18 protein-coding genes are annotated in these 18,745 nt (G+C 69.6%); 5 read left to right on the top strand and 13 right to left on the bottom strand.

Annotated features, from left to right (window positions below; translation table 11 throughout):
* Both AWC30_RS12770 and AWC30_RS12765 read left to right on the top strand, forming a co-directional pair.
* Complete coding sequence (locus AWC30_RS12770; protein WP_085110603.1) at nt 1-315, top strand: type VII secretion target; 315 nt, start codon at nt 1-3, stop codon at nt 313-315.
* 4 nt (nt 316-319) lie between these two features.
* On the top strand, nt 320-1,747 hold the full coding sequence (locus tag AWC30_RS12765) for a hypothetical protein (RefSeq protein ID WP_085110602.1): 1,428 nt from the start codon (nt 320-322) through the stop codon (nt 1,745-1,747).
* Nucleotides 1,748-1,764: 17 nt separating this feature from the next.
* On the opposite strand, the gene AWC30_RS12760 is transcribed toward AWC30_RS12765, so the two are convergent.
* Complete coding sequence (locus AWC30_RS12760; protein WP_085110601.1) at nt 1,765-2,805, bottom strand: LLM class F420-dependent oxidoreductase; 1,041 nt, start codon at nt 2,803-2,805, stop codon at nt 1,765-1,767.
* Between the two features lie 63 nt (nt 2,806-2,868).
* Here AWC30_RS12760 and AWC30_RS12755 point away from each other — a divergent pair, with 63 nt between their 5' ends.
* On the top strand, nt 2,869-3,573 hold the full coding sequence (locus AWC30_RS12755; protein WP_234808072.1) for a DUF3298 domain-containing protein: 705 nt from the start codon (nt 2,869-2,871) through the stop codon (nt 3,571-3,573).
* Between the two features lie 27 nt (nt 3,574-3,600).
* Here AWC30_RS12755 and AWC30_RS12750 read toward each other — a convergent pair whose 3' ends face one another.
* The 12 genes from AWC30_RS12750 to AWC30_RS12695 all read right to left on the bottom strand — a co-directional run bounded on the left by AWC30_RS12750 (nt 3,601) and on the right by AWC30_RS12695 (nt 16,431).
* Nucleotides 3,601-5,046, bottom strand: a complete 1,446-nt coding sequence (locus AWC30_RS12750) for a carotenoid oxygenase family protein (RefSeq protein WP_085110600.1) — start codon at nt 5,044-5,046, stop codon at nt 3,601-3,603.
* 10 nt (nt 5,047-5,056) lie between these two features.
* Nucleotides 5,057-5,755 (bottom strand): hypothetical protein, encoded by a 699-nt coding sequence (locus AWC30_RS12745; protein WP_085110599.1) that lies wholly within the window; start codon nt 5,753-5,755, stop codon nt 5,057-5,059.
* On the bottom strand, nt 5,752-6,402 hold the full coding sequence (locus AWC30_RS12740; protein WP_085110598.1) for an Rv1363c family protein: 651 nt from the start codon (nt 6,400-6,402) through the stop codon (nt 5,752-5,754). Before AWC30_RS12740 ends, AWC30_RS12745 begins: the two co-directional genes overlap by 4 nt.
* Nucleotides 6,403-6,422: 20 nt before the next feature.
* A complete protein-coding gene (locus AWC30_RS12735; protein ID WP_085110597.1) occupies nt 6,423-7,721 on the bottom strand; it encodes an MlaD family protein in 1,299 nt (432 codons plus the stop codon).
* Nucleotides 7,718-8,845 carry an MlaD family protein gene (locus AWC30_RS12730; protein WP_085110596.1) on the bottom strand — a complete coding sequence of 376 codons (1,128 nt, stop codon included), beginning with the start codon at nt 8,843-8,845 and terminating at the stop codon, nt 7,718-7,720. Before AWC30_RS12730 ends, AWC30_RS12735 begins: the two co-directional genes overlap by 4 nt.
* On the bottom strand, nt 8,842-9,951 hold the full coding sequence (locus AWC30_RS12725) for an MCE family protein (protein WP_085110595.1): 1,110 nt from the start codon (nt 9,949-9,951) through the stop codon (nt 8,842-8,844). The genes AWC30_RS12730 and AWC30_RS12725 overlap by 4 nt, the downstream gene beginning before the upstream one ends.
* The gene (locus AWC30_RS12720; RefSeq protein ID WP_085110594.1) at nt 9,948-10,994 is read right to left on the bottom strand and encodes an MCE family protein; all 1,047 of its coding nucleotides are present in this window, start codon (nt 10,992-10,994) and stop codon (nt 9,948-9,950) included. The genes AWC30_RS12725 and AWC30_RS12720 overlap by 4 nt, the downstream gene beginning before the upstream one ends.
* A 20-nt stretch (nt 10,995-11,014) precedes the next feature.
* A complete protein-coding gene (locus AWC30_RS12715) occupies nt 11,015-12,055 on the bottom strand; it encodes an MCE family protein (protein WP_085110593.1) in 1,041 nt (346 codons plus the stop codon).
* On the bottom strand, nt 12,052-13,362 hold the full coding sequence (locus tag AWC30_RS12710; RefSeq protein WP_165756482.1) for an MlaD family protein: 1,311 nt from the start codon (nt 13,360-13,362) through the stop codon (nt 12,052-12,054). The genes AWC30_RS12715 and AWC30_RS12710 overlap by 4 nt, the downstream gene beginning before the upstream one ends.
* Complete coding sequence (locus tag AWC30_RS12705) at nt 13,362-14,216, bottom strand: ABC transporter permease (protein ID WP_085110591.1); 855 nt, start codon at nt 14,214-14,216, stop codon at nt 13,362-13,364. The genes AWC30_RS12710 and AWC30_RS12705 overlap by 1 nt, the downstream gene beginning before the upstream one ends.
* Nucleotides 14,217-14,218: 2 nt before the next feature.
* Entirely contained in the window at nt 14,219-15,070 is an 852-nt protein-coding gene (locus tag AWC30_RS12700; protein ID WP_085110590.1) for an MlaE family ABC transporter permease, read from the bottom strand.
* Between the two features lie 62 nt (nt 15,071-15,132).
* On the bottom strand, nt 15,133-16,431 hold the full coding sequence (locus AWC30_RS12695) for a cytochrome P450 (RefSeq protein WP_085110589.1): 1,299 nt from the start codon (nt 16,429-16,431) through the stop codon (nt 15,133-15,135).
* A 126-nt stretch (nt 16,432-16,557) separates the two neighbouring features.
* On the opposite strand from AWC30_RS12695, the gene AWC30_RS12690 reads away from it, so the two are divergent.
* Nucleotides 16,558-17,349 carry an SDR family NAD(P)-dependent oxidoreductase gene (locus AWC30_RS12690; RefSeq protein ID WP_085110588.1) on the top strand — a complete coding sequence of 264 codons (792 nt, stop codon included), beginning with the start codon at nt 16,558-16,560 and terminating at the stop codon, nt 17,347-17,349.
* A complete protein-coding gene (locus AWC30_RS12685; protein WP_085110587.1) occupies nt 17,346-18,740 on the top strand; it encodes an aromatic ring-hydroxylating oxygenase subunit alpha in 1,395 nt (464 codons plus the stop codon). Before AWC30_RS12690 ends, AWC30_RS12685 begins: the two co-directional genes overlap by 4 nt.
* Nucleotides 18,741-18,745: the final 5 nt, after the last annotated feature.

Here is an 18,745-nt window from a genome sequence, read left to right as displayed (position 1 = left end):
ATGGCAGAACCTCCGATCGACACCGGTGTCCGATTCTACACCGCCGCGGTGCGCGGGGTGGCCGACCGCTTCGCCGCCCACGGGCAGGCCCTGGCGGCTGCGGCGCACCGGCACCGAACCGGGCTGAGCTTCGACGGCTCCCGCGCGGGCCGGGCGCACGGCGCCGACGGTGACGCGCTTCGCACCGAGCTGGACCGCCTCGGCGCGAGCCTGCACCGGTGGTCGCGGGCGGTCAACGAGATCGCGCTGACCCTGCGCGCGACGGCGGACCGCTACACCGACGCCGAGTCACGGTGCGCGGCACGGCTCGGCTGACCCGGTGACCGTGACACCGGCAGGCGCGCTGCTGGAGCGCGGCCGCCGGGCGGTCGCACACACCCAGCGTTACGTGTCGGCGGCGGCCCGGCTGGGCTACCGGCATCCGGACCTGACCGGCCACGACCGGCGGCTACTCGACGAGTACGACCGCGAGGACGGCCTGGACCTGGCCGCACTCGACCGGGACTGCGCACTGCTGTGGTCGGCGGCGGCGGTCGCCGACGACGCGGTCGCCACCGAACGGCGGCTGGCCGCCGAACTGGCCGGGGCGTGGTCGGGTCCGGCCGCGCAGGCCGTGACGGGCTTCCTGCGGCGGCACCGCGAGGCCGCCCAGCAGGTGGCGGAGGCGATGCGGGCCGCCGCCGCGGCCTGCGCCGCCCTACGGGACGGGCTCGGGATGGCGGTCGCCGCCAAGGCCGACGCCGCGGCGGCGATCGATGACCGCTTCGCGGACCGTCGACCGGTCTGGCTCGCCGCGGCCGATGCGGTGGTCCACGGTCCCGGTGACCGGCGGGCCGAGGAGGTGGTGGCCGGCGAGATCACCGGCTACCTGCAGACCGAGATCGGCACCGACTGGGCCGCCGCGATGCACGAGGCACGCACCGCCATCGCCGACGGCTACCGCCGTGCCCTCGACCGGATCGTCGCGACCGGCGCCGCCGGCTTCGCCCTGCCGGGCGTCGCCCCGGCTGAGCCGGACCCGATCGCGGCGGTCGCCGCATCGTGGCCGGTGGCCGACCGGCCGCCCGCGTTCTCGGCCGAACCGGCACCGTTCGCCGGTGCGCCGGTGGCGGCGCCCGACACGGCCGCGCCACCCACCGCCGCGCCCGCGGGATCCGCGGCGCCCGCCGACCCGGTGGCCGCCCAGGCTCCGGGGTGGGCCGATCCGGCGGCCGGGTGGACCGGTGACGGCGCATCGGCCGGTGTCGCCGGCCCCGGCATCCTGCCGATGCTGGGCCGCTTGCTCGGCGCGAGCCTGGCGGCGCTGTTCGGGGCCACCGGAGCCCCCGGACCCGATCCGGGCGATCCGGGCAAGGATGACGACCCCGGCCCGGACGCAGAGGACCCCGACCCGGGCGCCGACGATCCCGAGGCGGTGCGCCCCGATCCGGGGGAGGACGACCGGGCCGCCGAACCCGGCCACCCCGGCACCGTCCTCGACACCGACACCGACACCGACACCGCGCCGGCCACGCCGGCCGACACCGGTGAACCGGGCCCACCCGAACCGGCGGGCGGCCCACCGGTCGACCCCGTGCCGGTGGCACCCCCGGCCGACGGGCCGCCGACCCCACCGGAAACCGAACCGCCGCCGTCGACCGACCCACTGTCGAACCGACCGGCACCGGCCGGGCCGGAAACCGCGGGGACCGATCTGCGAACGCCGTGCCAGACCGCCGCCGACGAACTGCCCCAGGCCGGGGCCTGAGGGCGCGGCGCGGCCGGTCAGGGCAGCAGTTCGCGCAACTGCTCGACGTAGCGCACGTACTCGCGTGGGTCGCCGGTCACCGGACCCACCAGCAGCGTCGTCACCCCCGCCGCCGCGAACGCGGCCACCCGCTCGGCGACGAACCCGCGGGGACCGATCAGCGAGACCGCGCGCACCAATTCGTCGGGCACCGCGGCGATCGCCTCCTGCTTCCGCCCGGACAGGTACAGCTCCTGGATCCGGTCGGCTGCCGGACCGTAGCCGTACCGAGTGGCCAGGCTGTGGTAGAAATTGCGGCCCTTGGCACCCATCCCACCCAGGTAGAGCGCGAGTATCGGCTTGGCCCAGGCGATCCGCTCCTCGACGTCATCGCCGATGGCCAGCGATGCCCCCACCATCACGTCCAGTGGGCCCAGCGCCGGATCCCGCTTGGCCTGCCCGGCGGCCAGCGCCTCGCCCCAGACATCCATCGCCTTCTCCGGGTGGAAGAACACCGGTTGCCAGCCCTCGGCGATCTCCGCGGTCAACGCGACGTTCTTCGGTCCCAGCGCCGCGATCGAGATCGGGATCCGTTCGCGCACCGGGTGATTGATAAGGTGCAGCGGCTTACCCAAACCGGTGCCCTCGCCGGCGGGCAGCGGGATCTGATAGTGGGCGCCGTCGTGGTGCAGGTCTTCGCGCCGCCATACCTTCCGGCAGATCTCCACCACTTCCCGGGTGCGACCGAGGGGGGCGTCGAACGGCACACCGTGGAAGCCTTCCATCACCTGCGGTCCCGAAGTGCCGATGCCGAGGCGGAACCGACCGTCGGAGACGTAGTCCAGTCCGGCCGCGGTCATCGCCAGCAGCGACGGCGTGCGGATGTAGATCGGCACCACCCCCGACCCCAGTTCGACGCGGTCGGTCTTGGCCGCCAGGTAGCCCAGCTGGCTGATCGCGTCGTAGGAATACGCCTCGGCGACCAACACGATGTCCAGGCCGACTTTCTCCAACTCGACAACCTGGTCGACCGTTTCCTTGAAGCCGCCGGAATACGATAATTGCACGCCGATTCTCATGCGCGGAATACTACCGCTCCGATATATTCGAACGGAACACGGTTGCCGAAAAAGGGGGAGAGCGTGAACACCTGGACACGGATCGGGGTGGCGGTGCTGACCCTCACCGCCTACCTCTTCGGTGCCGGCGCCGCAGCGGCCGAAGACCTCCGGACGGTCCCGTCCTCGATTTCGGGTACAAGCCCGGATAGGTTGGGCCAGTGGAGCGTTGACTACCAAAGAATCACAGGGGGAGACCCGTCGGTGGTCGCCGCCATCAACGACATCATCGACGCGGAGGCGCGCGGTCAGGTCGCCACCTACGAGCCCAGCGCGACCAAGACCCAGCCCTGGACCTTCCATTCGACCGGCACGCCGTTTTTCGGACCGATCACCGTCTCGGAATTATTTGTCGGCGAATACAGCACCGATATGCCGAATATGCCATTTCATGCCGTCGCCACCCGGGTATTCGATAAACGCAGCGGAGTATTGATCACCTGGGACAATCTTTTCACCGACAAGAAGGCCGGTCTGGTGCGGTTGGCGGACCAGACGGTCGCGATCCTGCCCACGGTCTACGCGCCGCCGAAGCATCCGGGCACCTGGCAGTTCGGCAACGAGGTGGCACCGATCGACGTCAACTTCAAATACTGGATCCCCACCGACGGCGGCATCGAACTGCACTTCCCGGACTACCAGTTCGGCCGCGGCCTGGCGGTGATCACCGTGCCCTGGGATGCGGTCGCCGACCTGATCGCCCCGGAGTTCGCCCCGATCATGGGCTGACCGGGGCGAACCGGGGCGGCCACCGGCTCAACCGGTGGGCCGGGCCACCCGCGGTGTGTAGCTGCCGTGGAAGGTCAGCGGCAGATGGTGCCGCAGCCGCCCGGTGAACACCGGCCCGGCCGCCACGTCCTGGGCGTCGAGAACGACCAGGCTGGCCCGGTTGTTCACCCCGTCCTGGGTGGTGATCAGCAACCATCCGTCGTCCTCGGCGGTGGCTCCCGGGCGGGCGGCGAACACCGCCTCGTGCGGCTGGTGGCCGTAGGGGAACTGGTGGACGATGGTCTTGCCGGTGGTGTTGTCGAGCTTGGCCACCGCGTTCGGGTAGGCGCTGCCGTCAGCGTCGGCCGACAGGTAGGTGTAGCGGTTGGGCTTGCCGGTCCGCCGGATGTTGAACGACGGGAACTCGCCGACCAGGTCGGTGATCGGTTCATGGATCACCTTGTCCGACGGGGTGATCCGCAGCCGCAGCAACGTACCGCCGTAGGAGCCGATCTCCCCGGCCGTATCGGTGCTCAAGGTGGAGAGCTGACCGTTGAGCTCCTCCCAGGAGGCGTCGTAGTGGACCAGTTCCACCACGGTGTCCGAGCCGTCCTCGTAGGTGTTGGCCAGGTGCAGGTGCAGCAGCGGGTCGGTGTAGATCACCCGGGGCTTGCCGCCGTCGCGGGGGACCAGACCGATCATCGTGCCCTGGCCGGGGTCGTACTCGATGGCGTCGATGAAGTTGCGGAACCCCAGGCCGGCGCCGAGCAGTTTGGTGGTGGGGAACACCAGCGGCGGGATCGCGAACACCACGTGTTTCTTGGTCAGCCCCATGTCGTGGTTGAACCGCGCCAGCGGCAGGTTCAACTGGCCCAGCCGGTGCAGCTTGCCGGCCCGGTCCACCCGGTAGCACGCCAGTTTGGGGAACGGCACCATCGCCAGCCCGAAGTTGAACATGTCCCCGGTCTCGGGGTCCCATTTCGGGTGCGCGGAGAACGCCCCGATCCACTTCAGTTCGCCGTCGAAGTTGTGCACGCCGACGGTGTCGAGCGTGTCCGGGTCGATCTCGGTGGGTGGGCCGCCCTCCCACAGCGCGAGCAGTTTCCCGGCGTGCATCACCACGCCGGTGTTGGCGACATTGGCGGGGAACCGCAGGGCGTTGGCGATCAGCCCGCCGGGACGCATGGTTCCGAGCGCCCGGTACGGGGCGCCGCGGGAGGTCAGCGACTTGCGGTAGTGCTTGGTGCGCACGTAGCGGTTGCGGTAGTGCACCTTGCCGTCGGACATGGCGAACATCGACAGCATGCCGTCACCGTCGAACAGGTGGCCCAGCGTCTGCCCGCCGGCGTCGAGTTTGCCTGCGCCGTTGCGGTACAGCGTGCCCTCCAGGTCGGCGGGCAGTGCGCCCTCGGTGTCGTCGATGAGGTAGTCGTACTCCTCGTAGAGCGGGGTGTAGGCGGCGAAGTCGCGGCCGGCTTCATCGGTGTTGGTCACGGATCGTCCTTTACTGGTGGTCGGGGGCGGGCGGGCCGGCCGGACGCACCCGCAGGGTGCAGGAGAGTCCGGGCAGATGGGGGTCGAACTCCAGCGGCATCGCCGAGTTGGCGTCGAACACCTTCTCGCAGGCCGCCTTGCACGCCATCAGGCACGAATTCTCCTGCGGCGAATTGGTTCCCACCGAGGTGTGCATCGCGCATTCGGGGATCTCATAGACGACGGTACCGTCGGCCTCCACCCCGGTGCGGTGGATCGGGCCGACCAGAAACGTCGCCACCCCGACACCGGTGTCCATCACGGTGGGGTGCAGGCCCGGCGGGACCAAACGGACCGCGTTGAACATCGGCAGCAGATAGCGCAGCCATCGGCGCAGTCGGGTGGCCACGGTCGAGGAGACCAGCTCCTCCACATCGGCGTAGGGCAGGAACCGCACCAGTTCGCTGCTGGCCCATTCCAGTTCGTAGACGAACTGACCGTAGCGGCGCTGCCACGACTTGCGGGGGGACTCGAACAGCCGGTTCGGTTTCCGTTCGGCGATGACGGCGGCCCAGCCGTCGTCGACCGCTGTGCGATCGTCGGCGACCAGCCGCAGCATCGGCAGCAGCACGGTCTCGGGGATGTCGCCCACCCGGCTCAGCATCGAGCGCATGATCCAGTCGTCCCGCAGGGCGGTGACCGGACCGGTGACGGTCTGGGTTGCGTTCACGGCAGTTCCACCTCACTGGCCTTCCACCGGCCGTCGACGCGTTGCATGGTCATCGCGATCCGACTGCGGTCCACCCGCGGGTCGGGCACCTCGGTGTTGGAGACGGTCTGGTCGACGAACAGCAACACCTTCACCTCGTCCTTGCCGGCCGATTGGATCGCCGAGTCGAGCACCACCCCGCGCCCGGCGGCCTGATTGTCGATGAGCAGTTGGCGCAGTTTGGCGCTCGAGGTCTGATAGATCTCGCGGAACTCGCCGGTCGCGCCGTCGAGCACCGCATCGAAGTTGGCGTCGAGGTCGCGGGTGTCGATCGAGGTCAGCGTCACCGCGTAGCTCTCGGCGGCCTGACGCGCCTGTTCGGCGGCGGCCTGCACCGCCCGCACGTCGTGGTACTGCCAGCCCAGGTAGCCGCTGAGCCCACCGAGGCCGATGATGAGTGCCGCCGCGGCACCGACGGCGGCGCGTAGCTGCAGGCGGCGTCGGCGCGTCGGCGCGCTCTGCGGGTCCTCCCCGACGGCGACGGTGTCGCCTCCACGCTGGTCGCCACCGGAATCGTCGGCGTCGAATTCATCGGCGGTGAGGGCTTCGAGCGCGTCGAGTTCGGTACCCGTGTCGCGTTCGACGGTGGCGGAAGCCTTACCGGTCATCACGAACCTCCTGTTTCGGTTTAATAGGGGCCGCCCTGGCGTTGGGGTTCTGACTCCGGCGGCATCGGCGGGCCGCCGTAGGGCAGGTCGATGGTGTAGGGCCCGGACGGGGTCGGATCGGTGCGCTGCAGCGTGTCCAGCCCGGGCGGCGGTCCGGCGGTGTCGATCCCGTCCGCGGGCGCCGGAGCGTTGCGGGCACCGCGCACCAACACGCCGGGATCGTCGTTGAGGCAGTAGGTGTACATGTACGGCTCGGGATAGTTCGGGATGAACGGCACGTCGCGCGGGTGCGGATAGTCACAGAAGTAGCGCGGGTAGATGTCGGCGATCGCCCAGATCCCGCCGTCGTGCATCAGCGACGCCACCCCGTCGAGCACCGAGGGCCGGTCGTCGCGGAACAGATGCGCCAACGCCGGCACCCGCACATAGGACAGCTGCGCCACGGTGGTCAGATTCCCCAGCAGCTGCACCATGGTCGCGGAGTTCTCATCGATGACCCCGTCGGCGGTGTCGAGCAGGCGCGGTGTCTGATCGAGCAGCCGCCGGATTCCGTCGTCCTTGGCGCTGATCCCGCTCAGGGTCCCGCCGAGGTTGTCGGCGAGGCGGCTCAGCCCGGCCGAGGAGTCGTCGAAGATCTTGAACACCGGGCGGCTGCTGCGCAGCAGGGTCACGGTCTGCGGCAACACCCCGTCGAGGGTGGAGATCAGCATCTGGCCGCCGGCCAACAGATCCCGTAGCTTCTGCGGCCCCTCGGCGCTGACCCCCAACTCGCCCATGACCTGCTCGAGTTGCGCCGGATCGGTCTGGGCGAGCAGGCCTTCGATGTTGTCGAGCAGCCGCCACAGCGGCACCGGCGTCGTGGTGTCGGATTGATCGATCACGCTGCCGTCGGTCAGCAGCGGCCCGACCGCACCGGTGGGCTGGAAGTCGAGGTACTGCTCCCCGGCCGGGGACAGCGCCGAGACCCGCACGGTGGTGCCGTCGCGCGGGATCTTGATGTGCCCGTCGATCTGGGCCACGGCCTGCACACCGTCGGCGGTGATCTCCACCGCCTTGACCCGGCCGATCGGGATCCCGTTGAGGGTGACGTCCTGATCGGCCAGCAGCCCGCCGGAATCCTCGAGGTGGACCCGCACGGTCATCTGGGCGGCGATCGGATTGGTGCGCAGCGCTCCGAACAACAGGTAGATCGAGCCGATCACGACCAGGACCACCTGGGCGAGCGCGGAGAACAGCAGCTTGTTCCTTGAGGCCGTGCGCGCCGCCCACACCGCCGCGGCGGCGGGCAGGTGCAGCAGGCGAGTGGGGGCGGCGCTCATTTCGGCCCCCATACCTGTCCGCGGTCGGGCCCCCACACCCGGTCGCCGAGTTGGGTCAAGACGAACTTCAGCGATCCGACGAGGTTGTCCCAGTCGGTCCACTTGGGGCCGTGGAAGGCCGGGTCACCCAGGTGGTTGAGGTCTTCGATGTGCCCCAACGCCACCTGCTGCAGGTCGACGTCGGAGTGGGCGGCGTTGGAGGAGAAGAACTTCAGTGCCGGCGGGATGACCCGCAGCAGATTGTCCAGGCTGACCTGCGGATCGAGTGCGGCGTCGTTGAACGCGGCCGACAGCGCATTGAGGTCACGGACCAGGCTGCGGGTGTCGGTTCCGGCGATGGACGGGAAGCGTTCCAACTGGGCGGTGACCACGTTCATCCGCTGAATCAGGTCGACGATCTGGGTGGTGTTGTCGGCGATGACCGCCAAGGCGGGCGCCGACGATCCGAGCACCTCGTTGATCGCGGTGCGGTCGGCGTCGAGGGTCTCGGCCAGCTCGGTCACCCCGGTGAGCACGGTGCGGATCTCGTCGGAGCGCGCCGACATGGTGGTCACCAGCCGCCGGGACTCCTGGATCATCGCGGCCAGCCCCTCCCCGTCGGGGCCCACCGCGGAGCCCAGGCCGTTGAGGACCCGGGTCAGGTTGCGCACGACGCCGCCGTTGACCAGCATCGACGTCGAGGTGAGCACGTCCTCGACGGTGGCCGCGGCGACGGTTTGGGGCAGCGCGATCGTGTCGCCGTCGCGCAGGGCGGTCGCGTCCCCGATGTCGGGCGGGTGCAGCGCGACGAAGATGTCGCCGAGCGGGGTGGCCGACCGCAGTTCGGCGGTGGTGCCGACCGGCAGCCGCACCCCGTCGATGATCTGCATCTGCACCACCGCGGTGTAGTTCTCGGCGCGCATCGCCACCACCTCGCCGACGTCGGCGCCGCCGACGCGGACCTTGGCCCGGTCGGGGAGGTTCAACGCGTTGGTGAAGACCGCATTGAGCTGGTAGGAGGAGCCGCCGAGTCCCGGCGCGGGCAACGGGAGGTCCTCCACGCCCTTCGAGCAGCCGACCAGCACCGTGGCCGCCAGCAGCGGTGACAGCCAGCGGCGGGCCCACCGCCGGTGAGCACCGGTCATTTCTCCCCCAGCCGGGTCAGTCCCTCGAGGACGTGGGTCACTCCGAAGTCGGGCCCCATGTCCCGCACCGTGCCGGTGCGGCACCCGAGCTGGCGCAGCCCGAGGATGTTGCACACCTCTTTGGTCATCGAGCTGTCGAAGAACACCGAGTCGAAATGTGCGCCGACGCGCAGCATGCCGTTGTCGGTGTCCATCGCGTTGGCGACGTTGTCGACGGCCAGCGGGGCCACGTTGAACACTTCGGCGAGTTCGCGGCGGTAGTCCACCAGCGCCCGGGTGAGGTTGTCGCTGCTCTGCACGGTGGCCTTGATGTCCGCACCGTGGTCGGTGAGCAACGTGTCGACCTGCTCGAGCACGGCGTTGACCTGGGCGCCGGTACCGCCGCGACCGATGTTCTCCTCTGCCAGCAGGTCGCTGAGACGACGGATGTCGGTGCCGAACGTGCGCACCAGCTCCTCGTTCTGCGCCGCCGCGTCGAGCAGCGTGCTGACGTTGTCGATGATCGTGGTGATGTTCTCCTCGGTGGCCGCTCCGCCGTCGGCGCCCACCCGCAGTGCCTCGGACAGCTTGCCCAGGGCTTCCTTGATCTGCGGGCCGCTGGTGGCGGTGATCGCCGAGGAGGCGTTGAGCAGATCGGCCATCGGCCCGCCCCCCGAACCGTCCCCGCCGAGGGCGCCACCGAGCTTGTCGACCATCGCGAGCACCCGGTCGAACTCGATGGGGGTGCGGGTGCGGTCCGGGCCCAGCACCGCCCCGTCTTCCAGCACGGGGCCGTCGGTGTAGGCGGGGGTCAACTCGACGTGCCGGTCGGTGAGGATCGAGGTGCCGACGGTCACCGCGGTCACGTCGGCGGGCAGCCGCACGTTGCCGTCGACGCTGAGCACCACCCGCACACCGCGGTCGGTCGAGGTGATTTCGTCGACCTGGCCGACCGGCATCCCCAGCACCGCAACGGTATTGCCCTTGTACAGTCCGACGGCGTTGTCGAAGTGCGCGGTGATCCGCAGGGGAGGGGTGTCGCCGGAGCCGGTGAACCCGTAGGCGGCGCCGAGCACGGCGAGCAGCACGGCCAGCGCCGCGCCGATGGTGAGCAGCCGTCGTCTCATTCACAGTCCTTGAAGTACTGGTAGCGCTCGGGCCACTCCCATTGCTCCGCACGGCCGCTGATGGCGCACATCCAGGAATCGACCATCAGCCCGCCGGGCAGCAGGAAGTCCAGGTACGGCCCGGAGCCGGTGGCGTTGGCCAGGTTGCGCATCGCCAACGGCATGGCCTGGAACAGGTTGCGCAGCAACTCGTCGTGGTCGCCGACCATCGCGGTGACCTCACGCAGATCGGTCAGGAGCTTGTCGATCTGCGGACGCCGGTCCACCAGGGTGTCGCGGACGACGGTGACCAGGTCGGTCGAGGCCTGCAGCAGCCGCACCGCGCTGTCCCGCCGGGCCACGATCTCACCGATCAGCTCGTCGCCCTGGCGCACCAGGGCGGCGAGATCGCTGCGCTGGCCGCCCAGCATCGCGGCGACCTGGGCGGTGCTGTCCAACAGCGCACCGATCTGGTCGCGGCGGTCGGCGACGATCTGGGCCAGGTTGTGCACGTTGGTCAGGGCGTCCGGCAGGATCGACGGCACCCCCTGCAATTGCGCCGAGACGATCTCCATGGACTTCGCGAACTGGGCGGCGTCGACGTCCTCGAAGGTCCGGGTCGAGTCCTGGAGGAGTTTTTGCAGGTCGTAGGGGACGCTGGTGTGAGCGAGCGGGATCCGGCGATCGGGTAGCGCATCGGCGCCGCGGGGCTTGACGTCGATGTAGCGCGATCCCAGGATCGTGGTGAGCTTGATCGCGGCGGTGGTGTCGGCGCCCAGCACCACACCGTGCCGGATCTTCATCGTCACCACCACCCGGTCGCCGGCGAGCTCGGTGCTGCTCACCGCACCGACCGGGACGCCGGCGATGTTGACCTGGTCGCCGGCCCGGACGCCGGCGACCTGGCCGAACTCGGCGCGATAGGTGGTCTTTCCCAGGTGCAGGGAGTTCACCAGCGTGGTGGCGACGATCAGCGCCACCAGCACCAGCAGCGAGATCGTCCCCAGCCAGGCGGTGTTGAGGTCCTCCAGGACCCGTTTACGGCGCGGTTCTTCCGTGGTCATCTTTCTCACCTGCACGGCCCTCACCTGCACATCGACGAGTACTGACGCTGACCGCCCGGGGTGGCCGCGTTGATGATCGAGGGCACAATCGGTTTCAGGAAGTTGAACAGGGTGAAGTTGAAGTCGCAGGCCTGCGCGCTCATCGCCGCGCTGTCGCCGGTGATGCGGGCCAGGCCCTTGAGCACCGCGGGCAGGTTCGCGCCGAGCCGGGCGACCTGGTCGCGGTCGGCCACCAGGGTGGCCAGTAGGCCGGGCTCCCGGTCCAGCAGGTCGTTGAGGTCGGGCTGGACCCGGCCGAGGATCCCGGACAGCTGCGCCACCACGGTGGAAATCGAGCCGATCGAGACGACCAACTCGTCGCGGTGGGCGTTGAGCCCGGAGACCACCGCCCGCATCTGCCGCAGGGTGGTCTGCAGGTTGCCGCCCTGAGCGGCGAGGTTCTCGGTGACCTTGGTCAGGCTCTCGATCACCGAACCGAGCAGCTGATCGGGGCCGGCGATCGATTGGGCGAGCCGCGACGTCTCGCTGATCAGCACCGCCATCGAACCCTCGTCGCCCTGCAGGGCCTTGATCAGTGCGTTGGACAGGTTGCCCCGGTTGGCCGGGTCGAGCAGGGTGAACAGCGGCTCGAAGCCGTTGAGCAGGTTGCTGACGTCGAACGACGGCTCGGTGTGCTCGACCGGGATGCGGCTGCCGTCGGGCAGCTGTTCGGGTGCACCGAAATCGTCGAGCGTCAAGGCCAGGTAGCGCTGCCCGATGATGTTCTGGTAGACCACCGAGACCTTGGTGTTGCCGTAGACCGGTTGGCCGCGCTCCACCCGGAATCGGGCCACCGCGAGCTCGCCCTCGAGATCCACCGAGTCCACCCGGCCCACCCGTACCCCGGCGATGCGGACGTCGGAGCCGGCGCGCAACCCGGTCACGTCGGTGAACGCGGCGGTGTAGGTGTTAGCCGGGCCGGCCACCTCGCGGCGCAGCGTCACCAGGATGGTCCACGTCAGCGACAGGCAGATCACCAGAAAGACGACGAGCCAGAGGATCTGGCGACGGTAGGCGGTCACGGCGTACCCCCCGGTGCCTCGTCGTCGGGCGTCGGGTCGAAGGTGGGGGCCGGTGGTGGCGGGTTCAGCGGTGTCAGCAGCAACTCGTCGGCCACCGTGTCCGGTTGCGGCGCCTCGACTCCTGCCGCGGTGTCCGGTTCCGGTGGCAGGGAGATCCCGGGCGGTGGGAGGTAGGAACGCATGTCGGGCATGCCGGCGAAGTCGAAGACCGGCTCCACCTCCGGTGCGGTGTCGCAACTGGCCCCGCGCAACTCGCCGTAGGCGGGGCAGTCGGCCCGGGTGTAGAGGCGCAGCGGGGCGAGTGCCACCACCAACTTGAACGTGAAGCTCAACTTCTTGCCGGTACGGGTCCACAGCTCGGCGAAGAACTTCTCGACCACGTTGTTCAGCGACACCCCGATCGCCGGGTACTTCGCCGAATTATCCGCCAACACACCGAGGACCGGGGTCAACTGGGTGCTGATCGCCAGCATCTGGTCGGCGCGGTTCTCCAACGCGGTGCCGACCGTGCCGACCGTGTCGCGGCTGCCGGTCAGCAGCGCGGACAGGTCAGCCTGCCGCTCGGCGACCGTCTGCATGGGTAGCACCGCATTGTGCAGCGCGTCGACCAGCTCGGGTGCGGTACCGCGCAGCGCGGTGATCGCCGAGTCCCAGGTCTGCAGCATCGCCGGCTCGCCGGTGTCGACGCTGAGGTCGTTCATCTCCGCGACGATGCGGTTGAGTCCGCCTGCCGCGGAGGTCAGTTGCGGGCCGCGATCGGCGGTGGCGTCGGCGATGGCGCGGATCAGACCGATCGTGCGATCGCCGTCGGGCCGGGTCAGCGCCGAGACCAGTTCGCGCAGCTTGGCCAGCGTGGTCTGGAACAGCTGCGCGGGCAGTGAGCGGTCCTCGCCGACGGTGTCGCCGGACCGGATCGGCCGGCCGTCGCCGGTGCCGACCAGCTGGACCGAGGACACCGCGAAGGCGTTGCTGGGCACGATGCGGGCGGTGACGGCGGCCGGGATCGACCGGGCGTACTGCGGGTCGAGGTCGATGTTGACGACGTTGAGACCGCCACCGATCGCCGGGGTCACGTTCCGGACCATCCCGACCAGCACGCCGCGGTATTTGACGTCGGACTTGGGTGGCAGCCCGTCACCGACGCTGGTCAACAACGCGGTGACCTGCACCCGACGGTCGAGCAGACCCTGAGACTTGGCAACCAGCAGGCCGCCGACCACCGACAGCACGGCCAGGAACACCACGCCGCGCAGCGCCAGCGTCCTGGTCGAGGCACCCCGGCCGTCCGGCTCGAAGATGTTGGGCACTACCCACCCAACCTTCCGCCGGCGTCGATACCCCAGAACGCCATCGTCAGCAGCATGTTGACGCCGACCATGATCGTGATGCTGGCGCGCATCGCGCGACCCGCAGCGATGCCCACCCCCTGCGGACCCCCGGTGGCGTAGAAGCCGTAGTAGCACTGGATCGTCGACATCACCCCGACGAACACCGCGACCTTGATCACCGCGAACACCATGTCCCGGCCGCTGAGCATCAGGGCGAAATAGTGCAGATAGGTCCCCGACGCCTGACCGCTGGCCATGAACACCACGAACTGGCAGACCAGGAAGTTCAGCGACAGACAGGCGACGAACAGCGGCACCACCGCGAGCGCGGAGGCCACCACCCGGGTGGTGACCAGGTAGGGGATGGGCCGGATGGCGACTGCCTCGAGCGCGTCAATCTCCTCGGAGATGCGCATCGCGCCCAACTGCGCGGTGAATCGGCAGCCGGCCTGGATGGCGAACGCGAGTGCCGCCATCATCGGGGCGAGCTCCCGCACCGAAGCCAGCGCGGTGATCAGCCCGGTCGCCGGCCCCAGGCCCAACAGGCTCAGGGCGTTGTAGCCCTCGATGGCTACCACGGCGCCGCCGGCGGCGCCGACCACCAGCACCACCCCGGCGGTGCCGCCACCGACCACGATGGACCCGTTGCCCCAGGTGACGTCGGAGAACAACCGCATGAACTCGCGGGGATAACGCCGCAAGACCAGCGGGATGCCGGCGATGGTCTGGAACAGGAAGGTCACCATGTGCCCGGCGCGGGCCGCCTGGCGGGTTGTGCCGTCGGCGAGGACGACGACCGGCCGGACGGCGCGCGGGTAGAAGGTGGCGGCCATGGTCAGAAACTCGCCTTCGGGAACAGGGTCACATACATCTGGCTCAACAGGGCATTGACCAGCATCAGCAGCAGGATCGACTGCACCACAGCGGCGTTGACCGAGTTCGCGACCCCGGCCGGCCCACCGCTTGCGCTCAGCCCCTTGTAGCAGGAGACGATCGCGACGATCACCCCGAACACCACGCCTTTGATCAGGGTGAGGATCAGGTCGTCGACGGTGGCGAACGAGGAGAAGGTGGCGGTGTAGCTGCCCGGCGTGCCGCCCTGCAGCATGACGGTGAACCCGTAGCCGGCGAGAAACCCGATGAAGCAGGTGAATCCGGTCAGGGCGATCGCCACCACCACGCTGGCCAGCAGCCGGGGCACGACCAGACGCCGGATCACCGAGACCCCCATGACCTCCATCGCATCGGTCTCCTCACGGATGCGCCGTGACCCGAGGTCGGCGCTGGTGGCCGAGCCGACCGCGGCGGCCATCAGCACCGCCGCCACCAGCGGGGCGCCCTGGCGGATCACCGCCAGGCCGTTGGCGGCACCGGCCAGTGAGGTCGCGCCCAATTGCCCGGCGAGCAGGCTGAACTGGATCGCCAGCGTGACGCTGAACGGCACCGCGACGAAGAAGGTCGGTACCACCGCGGTGCGGGCCATGAAGGTCGCCTGCTCGACGAACTCCTGCATCGGCAGCCGGCCGCGGACCAGGTCCACGCCGAGGCACTGAAACGTCCGCAACCCCAAGACGATCTGGCCGCCGACGGTGTGCAGCGCGGCCAGTGGGTGGCGGACCAGATAACCGTGCCACCATCGGGCCACTTCGGCGGTGGGGGTCACCGGCTCAACCTCGAGGCTGCTCATCGCGATCGGGTGTCTCCCTGTGGTGCCGCATCGGTCACGAACGGCGTGTCCCGGGGCACGGCTCAGTTCTCGTCCGCGTCGAAGACCAGGTTCAGCCGGTGCAGCCCGCGCAGCATGAAGCTCGGCTCGTAGGCGAAGTCGTTGTCCTCGCCGAACCGGACGTCGGTGAAGCGCCGGGCGAGCTCTTCAAGCGCGATCTGCGCCTCCATGCGGGCCAGCCGCGAGCCGGGGCAGGCGTGGATCCCGGTGCCGAATGCCAGGTGGCTCTTGGCGTCCGAGCGCTCCGGGTTGAACTCCTCGGGCTGCGCGAACTGTTTCTCGTCGCGGTTGGCGGCGCCGAAGGTCAGCACCACCATCGCGCCGGCCGGGATCGTCGTCGTGCCGAGTGTCGTCTCGGCCTTGGTGATCCGGAACATGCTCTGCACCGGGGTGAGGAACCGCAGTCCCTCCTCGACCAGGGCGGCCGAGCGGGCGGCCGGATCCTCGCGCAGCCACCGCCACCACCTCGGCTCGAGGACCAGCTGGTGCAACAGGCCGGACAGCAGCTTCGTCGAAGTTTCGTTCCCGGCGATCAGCAGCTGCTGGATGATGCTCAGGCAGGCGGCTGTGCTCAGCGGCTCGTCACCGTCGGCGGCGCTCGGTGCGGTCACCAGCCCGCTGAGCAGGTCGTCGCGCGGATTGGCGCGACGATCGTCGAGCTCGGCGGCGAAATACTGCTGATAAGCCAGGTTCTGCCGCGCCTGCTCGACGGCGTCGGCGTCGTCGAGGACCGCTCCGACGCTGGCGGTGAACTGGTCGGACCAGAGCTTGAAATCGTCGGTGCGATCGGCGGAGACGTTGAGCACCCGGGCGATCACCCGCAGGGGCAGCGGTGCAGCGAATCCGGTGACGAACTCGAACGGTTCGCCGGCCGGGATCGCGTTCACCAGGTCGGTGGCGATCGCCCGAACGCCCGGTTCGTGCTCGGCGATGAGCCGGGGGGTGAACGCCTTGCCGACCATCCGGCGGTAGTAGTGGTGCTCCGGCGGATCCGCGGTGAGCAGGGTCGGCACCGCCGGCCAGCCCTCGGCCTGGATCGCGGCGATCTCGTCGGCCACCGATTCCGGTGGCGGCATCTGCGGCAGACCGAAGTTGGAGGAGAACACCTCGTGGTTGAGCGCCGCCTCGCTGGACAGCTCGTAGGAGGTGACGAACCACATGCCCCGGCTCGGGACGAAGTGCACCGGGGCCTCGGTGCGCAACGCCTGGTACCAGGCGTAGGGGCATTGCACGGTGGCCGGATCCAGCGGGTCGAAGTCGGCGACCGCCAGGTCGTCCGGCGCGCCGGATTCGGTCGTGTTCGGGGTGGTCGTGTCGGTCACCTGCGGCCTCCGGGGTGGTCGTGGGTCAGTCGGCGGGGTACTGACGAAAGGACTTGACTAATTGGTTCGCCAATATAATAGTGAGCTACATCATAAGCAAGGGCTAGCGGAACAGGAGTTCCAAGAGTGCGAGACGGCACACCGAAGGCGCTGGTCACCGGCGCCGCACACGGAATAGGGCGGGCCATCGCCGCCCGGCTGGTCGCCGACGGCGCCCAGGTCACCGTCGCCGACATCGACGGCGACGCGGCCGAGGCGACCGCCGCGGAACTCGGTGCCGGCGCCGTGCGCTGCGACGTACGCGACGAGGAATCGGTGAGTGCGCTGGCCGCCTCGATCGACGAGCTCGACATCCTGATCAACAACGCAGGCATCTGGCGGTCGGCCGGGTTGGCCGACAGCAGCCGCGCCGACGTCGAGGACGTGCTGGGCACCAACGTGGTGGGCAGCTGGCTGGTCACCCGGGCGCTGCTGGCGAAGTTCCCGGCCGCCGGCGGCGCGATCGTCAACCTCACCTCGGTGCTGGCCGACCTGGGCGGCGCCGGCCGCGGGATCTACCCGGCCTCCAAGGCCGCGATCGTGGCGCTGACCAAACAGATGGCCACCGAATTCGCGCCTCGGGGCATCCGCGTCAACGCCGTCGGCCCCGGCCTGGTGCTCACCGACGGCACCGCCGGCGAGTTCGCCGACCCCGGGCTGCGCGCCGCGGTCGGCGCGGCCATGCCGCTGGGCCGCATCGGCACCCCCGACGACGTCGCCGCGGCGGTCGCCTTCCTGGCCTCCCCGGCCGCGGGCTACATCACCGGCCAGACGCTGTTCGTCGACGGCGGCTGGGCGATCAACGGCTCGGCGTTCATCGCGACCGCCGTCCAGACCTACCTGGAATCCCTCACCACCACCGATCGGAGGAACCCATGACCCAGACCGAGTTGCCGCGCGACGCCGCGCCGGGCCAGGCCCGCTCGAGCGGACCCACCGTGCAGAGCCTGCTGGCCAACGACTCCCGCGAGGTTCCGGCGCCGTTGCGCGAGGAGAGCTACGAGTACCTCGGGTGTGAGGACATCGACAAGGACCGCTACATCACCGAGGAGTTCCACCACCGCGAGGTGGAGAAGCTGTGGAAGCGGGTCTGGCAGGTCGCCTGCCGCGAAGAGGACATCCCCGAACCCGGTGACTACGTGGTGTACGACCTCGCCGACATGTCGCTGATCGTGGTGCGCCGGCCCGGCGGCGGCATCGCCGCCTATCACAACTCGTGCCTGCACCGCGGCACCCGGCTGTGCGACGACGCCGGCCAGACCCAGCAGCTGCGCTGCCCGTTCCACGGGATGACGTGGAACCTGGAGGGCGAGCTCACCGTGCTGCCCTGCCAGTGGGACTTCCCGCACATCGACGAGACGAAATTCGGTCTGCCGCAGGCGCAAACCGGGGTGTGGGGCGGTTTCGTGTTCATCAACCCCGACCCGCAGGCGACCTCGCTGGCCAACTACATCGGCGACCTGGAGAAGCACTTCGAGCCCTACGGCCTGCAGGACCGGTTCAAGGCGGTCCACGTCGCCAAAGTGATCGACTGCAACTGGAAGGTCGGCATGGAGGCCTTCCTGGAGTCCTACCACGTCATCGCCACGCATCCGCAGCTGCTGGAATACCTCGGCGACGCCAACACCCAGTACGACATCTACCAGCGCGCGGACGGCCAGCCCGGCTTCAACCGGATGATCACCCCGCAGGCCACCCCGAGCCCGCACCTCGACGACCTGGAACCGCAGGACGTCCTCGAGGCGATGTTCCGCGACTTCTACCCCGAGGGGATCGGCGAATTCGAGGTCCCCGAGGGCCAGTCGGCACGCCCGGTGGTCGCCGAGGCGCTGCGGGCCCGGCTGATGGAGGCCACCGGCGCGGATCTGTCGCAGACCAGCGACACCGAGATCGTCGACGCGATCCAGTACTTCGTGTTCCCGAACCTGGTGCCGTGGGCCGGCGCCGGCGCGCCGCTGACCTACCGGTTCCGGCCCTACCGCAACGATCCGAACCGGTGCATCTTCGACATCATGATGCTCACCCCGCTGCCGGCCGGGGTGCCCAAGCCCAAGGCTCCGCCGGTGCACTGGCTCGGCGCCGACGAAGACTTCAGTGCCGCACCGGAGCTCGGCGCGTTGAGCACGGTCTTCAATCAGGACCTGGGCAACCTGCCCCAGGTGCAGCGCGGCCTGCGGTCGATGACGAAGCCGGGCATCACGCTGGCCAACTACCAGGAGATCCGGATCCGCCAGTTCCACCGGGACCTCGATCGTTTTCTGGAGCGGTGACGTGT

The organism is Mycolicibacillus trivialis (genome assembly GCF_002102395.1).
In the GTDB taxonomy this organism is placed as follows: domain Bacteria; phylum Actinomycetota; class Actinomycetes; order Mycobacteriales; family Mycobacteriaceae; genus Mycobacterium; species Mycobacterium triviale.
This window is presented reverse-complemented; position numbering and strand designations above follow the sequence as displayed.

Bases quoted from the DNA above. Each gene is read 5' to 3' on its own strand.
- AWC30_RS12770 (WP_085110603.1), top strand. From the start codon at position 1: ATGGCAGAACCTCCGATCGACACCGGTGTCCGATTCTACACCGCCGCG.
- AWC30_RS12760 (WP_085110601.1), bottom strand. From the start codon at position 2,805: ATGAGAATCGGCGTGCAATTATCGTATTCCGGCGGCTTCAAGGAAACG.
- AWC30_RS12740 (WP_085110598.1), bottom strand. From the start codon at position 6,402: ATGACCGGTAAGGCTTCCGCCACCGTCGAACGCGACACGGGTACCGAA.
- AWC30_RS12735 (WP_085110597.1), bottom strand. From the start codon at position 7,721: ATGAGCGCCGCCCCCACTCGCCTGCTGCACCTGCCCGCCGCCGCGGCG.
- AWC30_RS12730 (WP_085110596.1), bottom strand. From the start codon at position 8,845: ATGACCGGTGCTCACCGGCGGTGGGCCCGCCGCTGGCTGTCACCGCTG.
- AWC30_RS12725 (WP_085110595.1), bottom strand. From the start codon at position 9,951: ATGAGACGACGGCTGCTCACCATCGGCGCGGCGCTGGCCGTGCTGCTC.
- AWC30_RS12720 (WP_085110594.1), bottom strand. From the start codon at position 10,994: ATGACCACGGAAGAACCGCGCCGTAAACGGGTCCTGGAGGACCTCAAC.
- AWC30_RS12705 (WP_085110591.1), bottom strand. From the start codon at position 14,216: ATGGCCGCCACCTTCTACCCGCGCGCCGTCCGGCCGGTCGTCGTCCTC.
- AWC30_RS12700 (WP_085110590.1), bottom strand. From the start codon at position 15,070: ATGAGCAGCCTCGAGGTTGAGCCGGTGACCCCCACCGCCGAAGTGGCC.
- AWC30_RS12685 (WP_085110587.1), top strand. From the start codon at position 17,346: ATGACCCAGACCGAGTTGCCGCGCGACGCCGCGCCGGGCCAGGCCCGC.